Annotated in this window: 13 protein-coding genes and 4 tRNA genes; 12 read left to right on the top strand and 5 right to left on the bottom strand. The window is 54.0% G+C overall.

Going from position 1 to position 13,206, the window contains the following annotated elements; translation table 11 throughout:
• The 11 genes from tolR (at position 1) to pnuC (ending at position 7,180) form a co-directional block, all read left to right on the top strand.
• On the top strand, positions 1 to 429 hold the full coding sequence (gene tolR / locus SK51_RS20020; RefSeq protein ID WP_003858589.1) for a colicin uptake protein TolR: 429 nt from the start codon (positions 1 to 3) through the stop codon (positions 427 to 429).
• A 28-nt stretch (positions 430 to 457) separates the two neighbouring features.
• Entirely contained in the window at positions 458 to 1,762 is a 1,305-nt protein-coding gene (gene tolA / locus SK51_RS20015; protein ID WP_048206994.1) for a cell envelope integrity protein TolA, read from the top strand.
• A 129-nt stretch (positions 1,763 to 1,891) separates the two neighbouring features.
• Positions 1,892 to 3,184: a Tol-Pal system beta propeller repeat protein TolB gene (gene tolB / locus SK51_RS20010; RefSeq protein WP_023305712.1), complete on the top strand. Its 1,293-nt coding sequence runs from the start codon at positions 1,892 to 1,894 to the stop codon at positions 3,182 to 3,184.
• A 34-nt stretch (positions 3,185 to 3,218) separates the two neighbouring features.
• Complete coding sequence (gene pal, locus SK51_RS20005) at positions 3,219 to 3,740, top strand: peptidoglycan-associated lipoprotein Pal (RefSeq protein WP_003858578.1); 522 nt, start codon at positions 3,219 to 3,221, stop codon at positions 3,738 to 3,740.
• 9 nt (positions 3,741 to 3,749) lie between these two features.
• The gene (gene cpoB, locus SK51_RS20000) at positions 3,750 to 4,538 is read left to right on the top strand and encodes a cell division protein CpoB (protein ID WP_023305713.1); all 789 of its coding nucleotides are present in this window, start codon (positions 3,750 to 3,752) and stop codon (positions 4,536 to 4,538) included.
• A gap of 161 nt (positions 4,539 to 4,699) precedes the next feature.
• Positions 4,700 to 4,775: transfer RNA gene (locus tag SK51_RS19995), tRNA-Lys, on the top strand.
• A 27-nt stretch (positions 4,776 to 4,802) separates the two neighbouring features.
• A tRNA-Val gene (locus SK51_RS19990) sits at positions 4,803 to 4,878 on the top strand.
• Between the two features lie 3 nt (positions 4,879 to 4,881).
• Positions 4,882 to 4,957 (top strand) — tRNA-Lys (locus SK51_RS19985).
• A gap of 31 nt (positions 4,958 to 4,988) precedes the next feature.
• Positions 4,989 to 5,064: transfer RNA gene (locus SK51_RS19980), tRNA-Lys, on the top strand.
• A 330-nt stretch (positions 5,065 to 5,394) separates the two neighbouring features.
• Positions 5,395 to 6,438: a quinolinate synthase NadA gene (nadA, locus tag SK51_RS19975; RefSeq protein ID WP_032676358.1), complete on the top strand. Its 1,044-nt coding sequence runs from the start codon at positions 5,395 to 5,397 to the stop codon at positions 6,436 to 6,438.
• Between the two features lie 22 nt (positions 6,439 to 6,460).
• Positions 6,461 to 7,180, top strand: a complete 720-nt coding sequence (gene pnuC, locus SK51_RS19970; RefSeq protein WP_022647475.1) for a nicotinamide riboside transporter PnuC — start codon at positions 6,461 to 6,463, stop codon at positions 7,178 to 7,180.
• Here pnuC and zitB read toward each other — a convergent pair.
• Positions 7,177 to 8,115, bottom strand: coding sequence for a CDF family zinc transporter ZitB (gene zitB / locus SK51_RS19965; RefSeq protein WP_022647476.1), 939 nt, complete (start codon positions 8,113 to 8,115; stop codon positions 7,177 to 7,179). The two genes, pnuC and zitB, sit on opposite strands and share 4 nt — an antisense overlap.
• A gap of 99 nt (positions 8,116 to 8,214) precedes the next feature.
• Positions 8,215 to 8,574 (bottom strand): protein YbgS, encoded by a 360-nt coding sequence (locus SK51_RS19960; RefSeq protein WP_023305715.1) that lies wholly within the window; start codon positions 8,572 to 8,574, stop codon positions 8,215 to 8,217.
• A 304-nt stretch (positions 8,575 to 8,878) separates the two neighbouring features.
• Between SK51_RS19960 and aroG the strand changes: the two genes are divergently transcribed.
• Positions 8,879 to 9,931 carry a 3-deoxy-7-phosphoheptulonate synthase AroG gene (gene aroG, locus SK51_RS19955; RefSeq protein ID WP_022647478.1) on the top strand — a complete coding sequence of 351 codons (1,053 nt, stop codon included), beginning with the start codon at positions 8,879 to 8,881 and terminating at the stop codon, positions 9,929 to 9,931.
• A 61-nt stretch (positions 9,932 to 9,992) separates the two neighbouring features.
• On the opposite strand, the gene gpmA is transcribed toward aroG, so the two are convergent.
• The 3 genes from gpmA to galK all read right to left on the bottom strand — a co-directional run bounded on the left by gpmA (position 9,993) and on the right by galK (position 13,204).
• On the bottom strand, positions 9,993 to 10,745 hold the full coding sequence (gene gpmA / locus SK51_RS19950; RefSeq protein WP_003858562.1) for a 2,3-diphosphoglycerate-dependent phosphoglycerate mutase: 753 nt from the start codon (positions 10,743 to 10,745) through the stop codon (positions 9,993 to 9,995).
• A gap of 273 nt (positions 10,746 to 11,018) precedes the next feature.
• Positions 11,019 to 12,062: a galactose-1-epimerase gene (galM, locus tag SK51_RS19945; protein ID WP_023305716.1), complete on the bottom strand. Its 1,044-nt coding sequence runs from the start codon at positions 12,060 to 12,062 to the stop codon at positions 11,019 to 11,021.
• The gene (galK, locus tag SK51_RS19940; RefSeq protein ID WP_032676357.1) at positions 12,056 to 13,204 is read right to left on the bottom strand and encodes a galactokinase; all 1,149 of its coding nucleotides are present in this window, start codon (positions 13,202 to 13,204) and stop codon (positions 12,056 to 12,058) included. The genes galM and galK overlap by 7 nt, the downstream gene beginning before the upstream one ends.
• Positions 13,205 to 13,206 lie beyond the last annotated feature (2 nt).

Raw genomic sequence — 13,206 nt, 5'->3', positions numbered from 1 at the left:
ATGGCCAGATCGCGTGGACGAGGTCGTCGCGAGCTCAAGTCCGAAATCAATATCGTTCCGTTACTGGACGTGCTGCTGGTGCTGCTGCTGATCTTTATGGCGACAGCGCCCATCATCACCCAGAGCGTGGAAGTGGATCTGCCGGATGCGACAGAATCACAGGCGGTAAGCACCAATGACGATCCTCCGGTCATCATTGAGGTTTCCGGCGTAGGGCAGTACAGCGTGGTGGTAGAGAAAGATCGTATGGATCAGCTTCCGCCCGAGCAGGTTATTGCTGAAGCGCAACGACGCCTGGAGTCAAATCCGAAGACGGTCTTCTTAATCGGTGGTGCGAAAGACGTACCATATGATGAAATTATCAAAGCGCTGAACTTGCTACATAGCGCGGGCGTTAAGTCAGTTGGCTTAATGACTCAGCCTATTTGATCATCTGCGTAGTTTTTGGGAACCGATAGTGTCAAAGGCAACCGAACAGAACGACAAGCTTAAGCGAGCGATAATCGTCTCCGCAGTGCTGCACGTAATTCTTTTTGCAGCGCTGATCTGGAGTTCGTTCGATGAGCACCTTGATGCATCAGGCGGCGGTGGGGGCTCGTCCATCGACGCCGTCATGGTGGATCCCGGTGCGGTAGTGCAGAACTATAATCGCCAGCAACAGCAGCAGGCGAGTGCAAAACGTGCGGAAGAACAGCGTGAAAAACAGGCGCAACAGCAGGCGGAAGAGCTACGTGAAAAGCAGGCCGCCGAGCAGGAGCGTCTGAAGCAGCTTGAGAAAGAGCGTTTGCAGGCACAGGAAGCGGCGAAAGAGCAGGCGGAGCAGCAGAAACAGGCTGAAGCCGCAGCGAAGAAAGCGCAGGAACAGCAGAAGCAGGCGGAGGAGGCGGCAGCCAAAGCCGCAGCAGACGCTAAGGCGCAGGCAGATGCTCAGGCGAAAGTAGCCGCAGAAGCAGCGAAAAAAGCCGCTGCTGACGCGCAGAAGAAGGCCGAAGCAGAAGCCGCGAAGAAAGCCGCTGCTGATGCGAAGAAGAAAGCGGAAGCCGAAGCCGCGAAAAAAGCCGCTGCTGACGCACAGAAGAAAGCCGAAGCAGAAGCCGCGAAGAAAGCCGCCCAGGAAGCAGAGAAAAAAGCGGCCGCCGAAGCGGCGAAGAAAGCGGCTGCCGCTGAGAAAGCTGCGGCAGAAAAAGCCGCCGCTGCGGAAAAAGCCGCTGCTGATAAAAAAGCCGCTGCTGATAAAAAAGCTGCAGCTGAGAAAGCCGCTGCCGATAAGAAAGCAGCAGCCGAAAAAGCCGCTGCCGATAAGAAAGCAGCAGCCGAAAAAGCCGCTGCTAAAAAGGCCGCTGCCGCTGAGAAAGCTGCCGCAGCCGCAGGAGTTGACGATCTGCTGGGCGACCTGAGTTCCGGTAAGAATGCACCGAAAACGGGCGGTGGGGCGAAAGGAAATGGACAGCCGTCAAAAGACAGCGGTACCTCCGGAGCCAACGGTGGGGCAACAGGTGCAGATATCAGTGCTTATGCCAAACAGATCCAGGTTGCGATTCAGAGCCGACTCTTTGATGCAGGCCTGTATCAGGGCAAGCAATGCGTACTGCACATCAATCTTGCGCCAGACGGCAGGTTGAAAAGCGTGACGTCTGAAGGGGGCGATCCTGCGCTCTGTCAGGCTGCGCTGGCCGCAGCCAGATCGGCGAACATTCCTAAACCGCCTAGCGAGGCTGTTTATGAAAGGATAAAAGATGCCAAACTGGACTTTAAGCTGTAATCAACTCTTCTAACGGAAGTATGAAAAACAGTCTATGGTCGTAAACAGGATAAGTAGTTTTGTCTATTTGGGTTTGTTAACATTCTGCTAAATTATCGTGGGTAAGGTTACCCAGATAAGGGAGATATGATGAAGCAGGCATTACGTGTAGCAGTTAGTTTTTTAATGCTGTGGGCAGCTGTACTGCACGCAGAAGTACGTATCGAGATCACCCAGGGGGTGGACTCGGCGCGTCCGATTGGTGTCGTTCCGTTCCAGTGGGCAGGCCCGGGCGCTGCGCCTGAAGATATTGGCGGCATTGTTGCAGCTGACCTGCGTAACAGCGGTAAATTTAACCCCTTAGATCGTTCTCGTCTGCCTCAGCAGCCGGGTACTGCGCAGGAAGTTCAACCTGCAGCATGGTCTGCACTGGGTATTGATGCCGTGGTTGTCGGGCAGGTTACCCCTGCGCCAGACGGCGGCTATAACGTCGCTTATCAGCTGGTGGATACCGGCGGTGCGCCGGGTACCGTTCTGGCTCAAAACACTTATAAAGTGAACAAGCAGTGGCTCCGTTACGCAGGCCACACGGCAAGTGACGAAGTGTTTGAGAAGCTGACCGGTATTAAAGGTGCGTTCCGTACCCGTATCGCGTACGTGGTACAGACCAACGGCGGCCAGTTCCCTTATGAGCTGCGCGTCTCTGACTACGATGGTTACAACCAGTTCACCGTACACCGTTCACCGCAGCCGCTGATGTCTCCGGCATGGTCTCCGGACGGCTCAAAGCTGGCGTATGTGACCTTCGAAAGCGGCCGCTCCGCGCTGGTCATCCAGACGCTCTCTAACGGTGCTGTTCGTCAGGTTGCGTCATTCCCACGTCACAACGGTGCACCTGCGTTCTCTCCGGACGGTACCAAACTGGCGTTTGCCCTGTCTAAAACCGGTAGCCTGAACCTGTACGTAATGGATATTGGTTCTGGTCAGATCCGTCAGGTCACGGATGGTCGTAGCAATAACACTGAACCAACCTGGTTCCCGGACAGCCAGAATCTGGCCTTTACGTCCGACCAGGCGGGTCGTCCACAAGTTTATAAAGTGAATATCAACGGCGGAGCAGCGCAGCGTATTACCTGGGAAGGTTCTCAGAACCAGGATGCTGACGTCAGTGCCGATGGTAAAACAATGGTAATGGTCAGCACTGCGGGTGGTCAGCAGCACATTGCCAAACAAGATCTGGTAACGGGAGGCGTACAAATACTGTCGTCAACGTTCCTGGATGAAACGCCAAGTCTGGCACCTAACGGCACCATGGTAATCTACAGCTCTTCTCAGGGGATGGGATCCGTGCTGAATCTGGTTTCTACAGATGGGCGTTTCAAAGCGCGTCTTCCGGCAACTGATGGACAGGTAAAATCACCTGCCTGGTCGCCGTATCTGTAATAATAATTAATTGATTACTAAAGGAATCTTAGAAATGCAACTGAACAAAGTGCTGAAGGGGCTGATGATCGCTCTGCCTGTTATGGCAATCGCAGCGTGTTCTTCTAACAAGAACGCAAGCAATGACCAGAGCGGCGAAGGCATGATGGGTGCCGGCACCGGTATGGACGCTAACGGCAATGGCAATATGTCTTCTGAAGAGCAAGCGCGTCTTCAGATGCAGCAGTTACAGCAGAACAACATCGTTTACTTCGATCTGGATAAATACGACATCCGTTCTGACTTCGCTGCGATGCTGGATGCGCACGCAAACTTCCTGCGTAGCAACCCGTCTTACAAAGTCACCGTAGAAGGTCACGCGGACGAACGTGGTACTCCGGAGTACAACATCTCCCTGGGTGAACGTCGTGCAAACGCTGTTAAAATGTATTTGCAGGGTAAAGGCGTTTCTGCTGACCAGATCTCCATCGTTTCTTACGGTAAAGAAAAACCAGCAGTACTGGGTCACGACGAAGCGGCTTACTCCAAAAACCGTCGTGCCGTACTCGTTTACTAAGAGAATTGCATGAGCAGTAACTTCAGACATCATCTGATGAGTCTGTCGTTACTGGTTGGAATAGCGGCCCCCTGGGCCGCTTTTGCTCAGGCACCAATCAGTAGTGTCGGCTCAGGCTCGGTAGAAGACCGGGTCACTCAACTCGAGCGTATCTCTAACGCTCACAGCCAGCTTTTAACTCAACTCCAGCAGCAACTTTCTGACAACCAGAACGATATCGATTCCCTTCGTGGTCAGATCCAGGAGAGTCAGTATCAGCTTAATCAGGTTGTGGAACGCCAGAAGCAAATCTTGTCGCAGATGGATAGCCTGAGCAGCGGCGGTGCGGCTGCACAGCCCGTAGCAGGCGATCAAAGCGGTGCGGCGACGCCTGCACCTGCGGCAGATGCCTCCGCGTCGTCTGGAGCGCCTGTACAAAGCGGTGACGCGAATACGGACTATAACGCGGCCATTGCCCTGGTACAGGACAAATCGCGCCAGGACGATGCTATCGTTGCGTTTCAGAACTTCGTTAAGAAGTACCCTGATTCTACTTACCAGCCAAATGCGAACTACTGGCTGGGTCAGTTGAATTACAACAAGGGTAAAAAGGATGATGCGGCGTTTTATTTTGCCTCTGTGGTGAAAAATTACCCGAAATCACCGAAAGCGCCGGATGCGATGTATAAAGTCGGCGTGATCATGCAGGACAAAGGCGACACTGCAAAAGCCAAAGCGGTTTATCAGCAGGTGGTTGCGAAATTCCCGGGTACAGACGGCGCCAAACAAGCGCAAAAACGTTTGAGTTCGATGGGTTGATTATCGCATGACCAGAAATCGCGTTATTTCTGGTCGTGCAGCATGATTCCTAAGCAGTTAAGTGATCTTCATCGAAATTTTTGTTGCGCAGAATTCTTAAATCAGTAATATATGCCGCCGTTGCCACGGGATATCAAACAACGTGAAAGCAGCGCAAAAGTGGGTCGTTAGCTCAGTTGGTAGAGCAGTTGACTTTTAATCAATTGGTCGCAGGTTCGAATCCTGCACGACCCACCACTTAAAGCAGTTCCGGCAGTACAGAGTGGGTGATTAGCTCAGTTGGTAGAGCATCTCCTTTACACGGAGGGGGTCGGCGGTTCGAGCCCGTCATCACCCACCACTCGGGTCGTTAGCTCAGTTGGTAGAGCAGTTGACTTTTAATCAATTGGTCGCAGGTTCGAATCCTGCACGACCCACCAGCCTGAATAGATTTGAAGTACATCCCGTAAGGGGTCGTTAGCTCAGTTGGTAGAGCAGTTGACTTTTAATCAATTGGTCGCAGGTTCGAATCCTGCACGACCCACCAATTTTAATGTCTTACTCAGATATTACACGTGAAGGATAACGTTGCTTTAGCAACGGCCCGAAGGGCGAGGCGAAGCCGAGTCATCCTGCACGACCCACCAGTGTAGAAAGGCGCCCTAAAGGCGCTTTTCTGCTATCTGTCGTTCGCCAGTGCCTTGTAGGTCGGGTAAGGCGAAGCCACCAGCCGACAAATGCTACCGGCATCATTTCCCGATGACATTCCCCCTCATATTCGCTATCTTGTTTAGTATATAAAACACCATTGCCTCATTTTTGTTATCTCATGCAAAACAAAGGCAATATTGTTAAGCCAGTAAAACGAGAAGCCATAATGAGTGTGATGTTTGATCCCGAAACCGCAATCTATCCCTTCCCGCCGAAGCCAGCTCCGCTAAGCCGGGATGAGAAGCAGTTCTATCGTGAAAAAATCAAGCGCCTCCTTAAAGAGCGTGATGCGGTGATGGTGGCGCATTACTACACCGACCCGGAAATTCAGCAGCTGGCGGAAGAGACGGGTGGCTGTATCTCAGACTCCCTGGAGATGGCGCGTTTCGGTGCTAAGCATTCAGCCTCCACGCTGCTGGTCGCGGGGGTTCGTTTTATGGGTGAAACGGCAAAAATCCTCAGCCCGGAAAAAACGATTCTGATGCCTACGCTGAATGCCGAATGTTCTCTTGACCTCGGTTGCCCGATTGATGAGTTCACCGCCTTCTGTGATGCCCACCCTGACCGTACCGTGGTGGTCTATGCCAATACGTCTGCGGCGGTGAAAGCCCGGGCAGACTGGGTAGTAACGTCCAGTATTGCCGTTGAGCTGATTGAACATCTGGACAGCCTGGGGGAGAAAATCATCTGGGCGCCCGATCGTCACCTGGGAAACTACGTACAAAAACAGACCGGTGCGGATGTTCTGTGCTGGCAGGGCGCCTGTATCGTTCACGACGAGTTTAAGACCCAGGCACTGACCAGGATGAAACGCTTATACCCGCAGGCCGCAATTCTGGTGCATCCGGAGTCGCCGCAGTCGATTGTTGAGATGGCGGACGCCGTCGGCTCAACCAGCCAGTTGATAAACGCGGCAAAAACCCTGCCGCATAAGCAGCTCATCGTGGCGACCGATCGCGGTATCTTCTATAAAATGCAGCAGGCCGTACCAGAAAAAGAGCTGCTCGAAGCGCCAACCGCCGGAGAAGGGGCGACCTGTCGAAGCTGCGCGCACTGCCCGTGGATGGCGATGAATGGACTTAAGGCGATAGCGGAGGGGCTGGAGATCGGTGGCGCAGCGCATGAGATCCACGTAGACGCCGCCCTGCGCGAAGGCGCGTTAATTCCGCTTAACCGTATGCTGGATTTTGCGGCTACACTACGTACTTAACTTATTACGCCCCGGAGAAAAAATGGATTTTTTTAGCACACAGAACATCCTGGTTCATATTCCGATTGGTGCGGGCGGCTATGACCTGTCGTGGATTGAAGCGGTAGGTACGCTGGCCGGTTTACTCTGTATCTGGCTGGCCAGCCTTGAGAAGATCAGTAACTATGCGTTCGGGCTGATAAACGTCACGCTGTTTGCGATCATCTTCTTCCAGATCCAGCTCTACGCCAGCCTGCTTCTGCAGCTGTTCTTCTTCGCGGCCAATATCTATGGCTGGTACGCCTGGTCGCGGCAAAACAGTCAGCAGGAGGCGGAGCTGCAAATCCGCTGGCTGCCGTTGCCAAAAGCCATTGCCTGGCTCGCGGCCTGCGTGGTGGCAATCGGCTTTATGACCGTCTTTATTGACCCGGTATTTGCCTTCCTGACGCGCGTGGCGGTCTCGGTCATGTCGGGTCTGGGATTAAACGTGACGATGCCTGAGCTTCAGCCTGATGCCTTCCCGTTCTGGGATTCCTGCATGATGGTGCTGTCAATTGCCGCAATGATCCTGATGACCCGTAAATACGTTGAAAACTGGCTGCTGTGGGTGGTCATCAACGTGATTAGCGTGGTGATTTTTGCCCGTCAGGGCGTTTATGCCATGTCGCTGGAGTATATGCTGCTGACCGTCATTGCCCTGAACGGTAGCCGCATGTGGATCAACAGCGCGCGTGAGCGTGGCTCTCGTGCGCTTTCCCGCTAATGGTGATGCTCGTGTGAGTGGCCGGACTGCGCCTCGTTCAGGTGACAGTCTGGCCCGTTACAGGGCTGATACTCCATCTGGATGGTGGAGTGCGCAATTTCGTAGTGATGCTCAAGGAAGTGCCGAATACGTTCAAGCAACGCATCGTGATCGTGGGGCGGAATAACCTGAACGTGCAGCGTCATAAGCGGTTTCTCACCCACCAGCCAGACGTGAACGTGGTGAACGTTACGGACTTCAGGAATGGAACGACACAGATTGCGTTTTAGCTCGCCAATATCCAGCGACGTGGGAGCGCCTTCCAGCAGTTCATTCACGCTCTCTTTCAACAGCCGCCAGGCACTGCGTAATACAAGGCACGATACCAGCACGGAAAGAATCGGGTCGATGGGGGTCCAGCCCGTACCCATAATGATCAGCGCGGCGACGATGGCACCTACGGAACCCAGCAGATCGCCCAGCACGTGAAGCGCCGCGGCCCGTACGTTCAGATTTTTTTCGCTGCTGCCGCGGTGCAATATCCAGAATGCCAGAATATTGGCGACCAACCCGGCAATAGCAATCACCATCATCGTCGTTCCGGCTACCGGTTGTGGATGACGAAAGCGCTGAAACGCCTCCCAGACGATAAGAATGGTAATAACCACCAGTGCAATCGCATTCACGAACGCAGCAAGTGTGGTGAGTCTGAGCCAGCCAAAGGTGTGGCGGGCATTGGGAGGGCGACGTGCAAACTGCACGGCCAGCAGAGCAAACAGGAGCGCGGCAGCGTCGGTCAGCATATGCCCGGCATCGGCCAGCAGCGCCAGCGATCCGGAGATCAGTCCGCCTGTCACCTCAATAATCATAAAGGTGGCAGTGACGCCAAAAGCCAGCAGAAGCCGTTTGGCATTTTCATCGCCAGTGGAGTGGGAATGGGAGTGGGAGTGCGCCATGGTATCGTTCCTGATTTATTATTATTTTTAGTGTAGCGTTTTTAAGAGCTTAAATAAAAAAGGAGAGCATTCGCTCTCCCTCTTTTACCTTACGGAAGGTTACTGGGTAGTACCGTCCGTTTTGGGATTGGCATCGCTGCCCACTTTGTCATTCGGGTCCGGGCACTTCCCGTCTTTACACATTGAGTTTTTGTGAACTTCGTCAGTGCTCATACCGTCATGGTTCATCGTGCCGGTATTCGTACCGCCGGTGTTGGTATTGCCCGTGTTGATATTACTGTTATCAACATTATTTGGCGCGATATTCTGTTTTGCATCCGGCGCAACCTGGCCCGCTTCGGCAGCGGCATTCGCGTCGCCGTTGCTGCCGGAGGAGCCTGTATCGGCTGCCAGTACGCTACCGCTTGCCAGGGTAAGGGTTGCCGTCAGGAAAAGCGTAGTCAGTTTCGTCATTTTCATCATGGTGCTCCTGTTCTTATCGTTACGCTGGATAACATTCTCCAACAGTGCATCTTGTTCAGTGGCGAAAGATCCCAGATTCCTGAATTATGTCAGGATGGAATCGCGTATAAGTATTTAAAAACAGTCGTTACAAGTAAAAAGCTTAGGCGAGATCTCATTTTTCGCTATTTTGTTGCGTATTTTAGGCGAATTCCAGGAATTATCTGCGCGAAGTGTAAAATCCCGTTTACACTTCGTGACCGACAAGTTAGATTGAAAGCATTGCTTTCATTACTAAAGATATGGCAGAGCCGGAAAGAAGATGAATTATCAGAACGACGATTTACGCATTAAAGAGATCAATGAGTTATTACCTCCCGTAGCGCTCCTTGAAAAATTCCCCGCCACCGAAAATGCCGCCAACACGGTGTCTCATGCCCGTAAGGCGATCCACAAGATCCTGAAAGGTAGCGACGATCGTCTTCTGGTGGTCATCGGACCGTGCTCCATTCACGATCCTGCTGCGGCCAAAGAGTACGCGTCACGTCTGCTCACCCTGCGCGAAGAGCTGAAGGGCGAACTGGAAATTGTGATGCGCGTTTATTTCGAAAAACCGCGTACCACCGTGGGCTGGAAAGGGTTGATCAACGATCCGCACATGGACAACAGTTTCCAGATCAACGACGGCCTGCGTATTGCGCGTAAGCTGCTGCTGGAGATTAACGACAGCGGGCTGCCTGCTGCCGGAGAATTCCTCGATATGATCACCCCGCAGTATCTGGCTGACCTGATGAGCTGGGGCGCTATTGGTGCGCGTACGACTGAATCGCAGGTTCACCGTGAGCTGGCGTCTGGCCTGTCATGCCCGGTGGGTTTCAAAAACGGCACTGATGGCACCATCAAAGTCGCTATTGATGCCATCAATGCGGCTGGCGCGCCGCACTGCTTCCTGTCGGTGACTAAGTGGGGCCACTCGGCTATCGTGAATACCAGCGGTAATGGCGATTGCCATATCATTCTGCGCGGCGGTAAAGAGCCTAACTACAGCGCAAAACACGTGGCGGAAGTGAAGGCGGGTCTGGAGAAAGCGGGACTGGCGCCGCAGATCATGATCGATTTCAGCCATGCGAACTCAAGCAAACAGTTCAAAAAGCAGATGGAAGTTGGTGCAGACGTTTGTCAGCAAATCGCCAACGGTGAACGCGCAGTGATTGGGGTGATGATTGAGAGCCATCTGGTGGAAGGCAATCAGAATCTGGAGGGCAGCGAGCCGCTGGTCTACGGTAAGAGCGTGACGGATGCCTGCATTGGCTGGGATGATACCGATGCGATCCTGCGTCAGCTGGCGGATGCGGTAAAAGCGCGTCGCGGTTAAGTTTATCGCGGGCAATAAAAAAGCGTGGATTGCTCCACGCTTTTTTTATGTCCGGCGAAAATTACTTCGCTTTACCCTGGTTCGCCACGGCCGCCGCTTTTGCAGCGATTTCGTCGGCGTTACCCAGGTAGTAATGTTTAACTGGCTTGAAGTTTTCGTCGAACTCGTACACCAGCGGCACGCCGGTAGGGATGTTCAGCTCGAGGATTTCATCTTCACCCATGTTGTCCAGGTATTTCACCAGCGCACGCAGGGAGTTACCGTGAGCAGCGATAATGACGCGCTCGCCGCTTTTCAGGCGTGGCAGAATGGTTTCGTTCCAGTAAGGCACAACACGGTCGATGGTCAGCGCCAGGCTTTCGGTCTGCGGCAGTTCAGCCTCAGTCAGCTTCGCGTAACGCGGATCGTGGCCCGGGTAGCGCTCGTCATCTTTGCTCAGCTCTGGAGGCGTGACCGCAAAACCACGACGCCACTGCTTAACCTGCTCGTCACCGTATTTTTCTGCGGTTTCTGCTTTGTTCAGACCTTGCAGCGCACCGTAGTGACGCTCGTTCAGTTTCCAGGATTTCTCAACCGGCAGCCAGGCCTGATCCAGCTCGTCCAGAATGTTCCACAGGGTATGGATGGCACGTTTCAGCACAGAGGTGTAAGCAAAGTCAAAGGTGAAGCCTTCTTCTTTCAGCAGTTTACCTGCCGCTTTTGCTTCGCTCACGCCTTTCTCGGACAGATCAACGTCATACCAACCGGTGAAGCGGTTTTCGTTGTTCCACTGGCTTTCGCCGTGGCGCACCAGGACAAGCTTAGTATTAGCCATTTCTTACTCCTCAAGCATTTTGAATGATAACAATTCTCATTATATTGCCGTGACTGTGCCAGCAGCAACGCTTAACCCTAACCATAGCGAAAATAGTTCGAGAGTGTAAGATGCATGTGAATCCAGGGTTATGATTTTGTCTGCGATCGCCGCTATTTTCAGCAAGCTGAGCGGAAAAAAGCCCTCGCGGTGAGGGCCAGGCTTTTTGCCGGATGGCGCTTCGCTTATCCGGCCTACATTCGTAGGCCCGTGCACGCGTAGCGCCGCCGGACATTATGCGCGCGGAATGAAATGATACTCTGTGACGCTTACGTACTCTTCACCCGGACGCAGCACACAGTCAGGCTGCGGCCATTCAGGATGGTTAGGACTGTCCGGCAGGAACTCGCTCTCCAGCGCCAGACCTTGCCAGGCGGCGTAGTCGTTATGTTCACGCGCCGTGGTCCCCTCCAGGTAGTTACCGGAGTAGAACTGCAGGGCAGGGGCGGTGGTGTAGACCGTCATCTGTAACTTCTCATCCGCAGACCAGACCTGTGCGGCAGGTTGAGAAAGATCGCCTTTCGCCTGCAACAGGAAAGCGTGGTCGTAGCCTTTCACCTTGCGCTGATCGTCATCACTCAGGAAATCCTGGGCGATGGTTTTCGGCTGACGGAAATCAAAGCTATTACCGCTTACCGGTTTCAGCCCCTGATAAGGGATCCCCATCTCATCGACCGGCAGATACGCGTCCGCCAGGATCTGGAGTTTGTGGCTGCGGACATCGGTCTGATTGCCGTCAAGGTTGAAATAGGCGTGGTTAGTCAGGTTGACCGGGCACGGCTTGTCGACGATCGCGCGGTACTCAATGGCGATACGATTATCTTCGGTCAGGGTAAAGCGCGCGGTTGCGGTGAGATTGCCCGGGAAGCCCTGGTCTCCGTCGAGGGAGTCCAGAGAGAACCAGACCTCACGGTCATTTTGCTGCACAATCTTCCAGCGACGTTTATCAAACCCTTCGGGGCCGCCGTGCAGCTGATTTTCACCCTGGCTGGCAAGCAGGGAATAGGTTACGCCGTCCAGCGTAAACCGGCTTCTGGCGATGCGGTTGGCGTAGCGGCCTATGGATGCGCCCAGAAAAGCGGTCTGCTCGATATACTGCTCGGGCGATGCGCAGCCGAGCAGGGTTTCGCGCACGCTGCCGTCAGGCATTGGTACGCGGGCAGAAAGTAACGTTGCGCCCCAGTCCATCAGCGTAACCACCATCCCGGCGCTGTTGCGCAGGGTCAACAGGCGATACGGCAGACCATCCGGTGCGAGAGTAGGTGTTTCGTTTAGCACTGTCCGGCTCCTTGTGATGCTTTGCAGACATAGAAAGTTTCTTTGATGCCCGTTTTGGCTTCGTACTGTTTAGCCACCGCGTCCTGAATGGCAGGGACCAGCTCTTCCGGCACCAGGGCGACGACACAGCCGCCAAATCCACCCCCGGTCATACGCACGCCGCCTTTGTCGCCAATCGTGGCTTTCACAATTTCAACCAGGGTGTCGATTTGTGGCACGGTGATTTCGAAATCGTCGCGCATGGAGGCATGCGATTCGGCCATCAGCTCGCCCATCCGTTTCAGGTCACCTTTCGCCAGCGCGGAGGCGGCTTCTACGGTACGGGCATTTTCCGTCAGCACGTGACGCACGCGCTTCGTGACAACCGGATCCAGTTCGTGGGCAACCTTGTTAAATTCGTCAAGTGAGACATCACGCAGGGCTGGCTGCTGGAAGAAGCGCGCGCCGGTTTCACACTGCTCGCGGCGGGTGTTGTACTCGCTCCCCACCAGTGTGCGTTTGAAGTTGCTGTTGATGATCACCACAGCCGCACCTTTTGGCAGTGGAACCGCTTTGGTCCCGAGGGAGCGGCAGTCAATCAGCAAAGCATGTTCTTTCTTGCCCAGCGCGGAAATCAGCTGATCCATAATGCCGCAGTTGCAGCCCACGAACTGGTTTTCCGCTTCCTGACCATTGAAGGCGATCTGCGCCCCGTCCAGCGGCAGATGATAAAGCTGCTGGAACACGGTGCCGACCGCCACTTCCAGCGATGCGGAAGAGCTTAATCCCGCCCCTTGCGGAACGTTGCCGCTGATCACCAGATCGGCCCCGCCGAAATTCTTGTTACGCTTCAGAAGATGCTTCACCACGCCGCGAACATAGTTCGACCACTGCTGGCTGTCGTGGGTCACGATCGGCGCATCGAGGGAAAATTCGTCAATTTCATTGCCGTAATCCGCGGCGATCACTCGCACGTTACGATCTGAACGTTTCGCGCAGGCGATTACCGTCTGGTAGTCGATGGCACACGGCAGGACAAAACCGTCGTTATAGTCGGTGTGCTCGCCGATCAGATTAACGCGGCCTGGCGCCTGGATAATATGGGTGGCAGGGTAGCCAAATTTTTCAGCAAACAGGGATTGTGTTTTATCTTTCAGACTCATTT

It is taken from the genome of Enterobacter sp. MGH85 (assembly GCF_001037655.1).
Taxonomy (GTDB): Bacteria; Pseudomonadota; Gammaproteobacteria; order Enterobacterales; family Enterobacteriaceae; genus Enterobacter; species Enterobacter intestinihominis.
This window is presented reverse-complemented; position numbering and strand designations above follow the sequence as displayed.

What these genes read in the sequence shown, in the direction of transcription:
- SK51_RS19960 (WP_023305715.1), bottom strand. Translation starts at nt 8,574, where the DNA reads ATGAAAATGACGAAACTGACTACGCTTTTCCTGACGGCAACCCTTACC.
- gpmA (WP_003858562.1), bottom strand. Translation starts at nt 10,745, where the DNA reads ATGGCTAATACTAAGCTTGTCCTGGTGCGCCACGGCGAAAGCCAGTGG.
- tolB (WP_023305712.1), top strand. Translation starts at nt 1,892, where the DNA reads ATGAAGCAGGCATTACGTGTAGCAGTTAGTTTTTTAATGCTGTGGGCA.
- nadA (WP_032676358.1), top strand. Translation starts at nt 5,395, where the DNA reads ATGAGTGTGATGTTTGATCCCGAAACCGCAATCTATCCCTTCCCGCCG.
- pal (WP_003858578.1), top strand. Translation starts at nt 3,219, where the DNA reads ATGCAACTGAACAAAGTGCTGAAGGGGCTGATGATCGCTCTGCCTGTT.
- aroG (WP_022647478.1), top strand. Translation starts at nt 8,879, where the DNA reads ATGAATTATCAGAACGACGATTTACGCATTAAAGAGATCAATGAGTTA.
- zitB (WP_022647476.1), bottom strand. Translation starts at nt 8,115, where the DNA reads ATGGCGCACTCCCACTCCCATTCCCACTCCACTGGCGATGAAAATGCC.
- galK (WP_032676357.1), bottom strand. Translation starts at nt 13,204, where the DNA reads ATGAGTCTGAAAGATAAAACACAATCCCTGTTTGCTGAAAAATTTGGC.
- tolR (WP_003858589.1), top strand. Translation starts at nt 1, where the DNA reads ATGGCCAGATCGCGTGGACGAGGTCGTCGCGAGCTCAAGTCCGAAATC.
- pnuC (WP_022647475.1), top strand. Translation starts at nt 6,461, where the DNA reads ATGGATTTTTTTAGCACACAGAACATCCTGGTTCATATTCCGATTGGT.
- cpoB (WP_023305713.1), top strand. Translation starts at nt 3,750, where the DNA reads ATGAGCAGTAACTTCAGACATCATCTGATGAGTCTGTCGTTACTGGTT.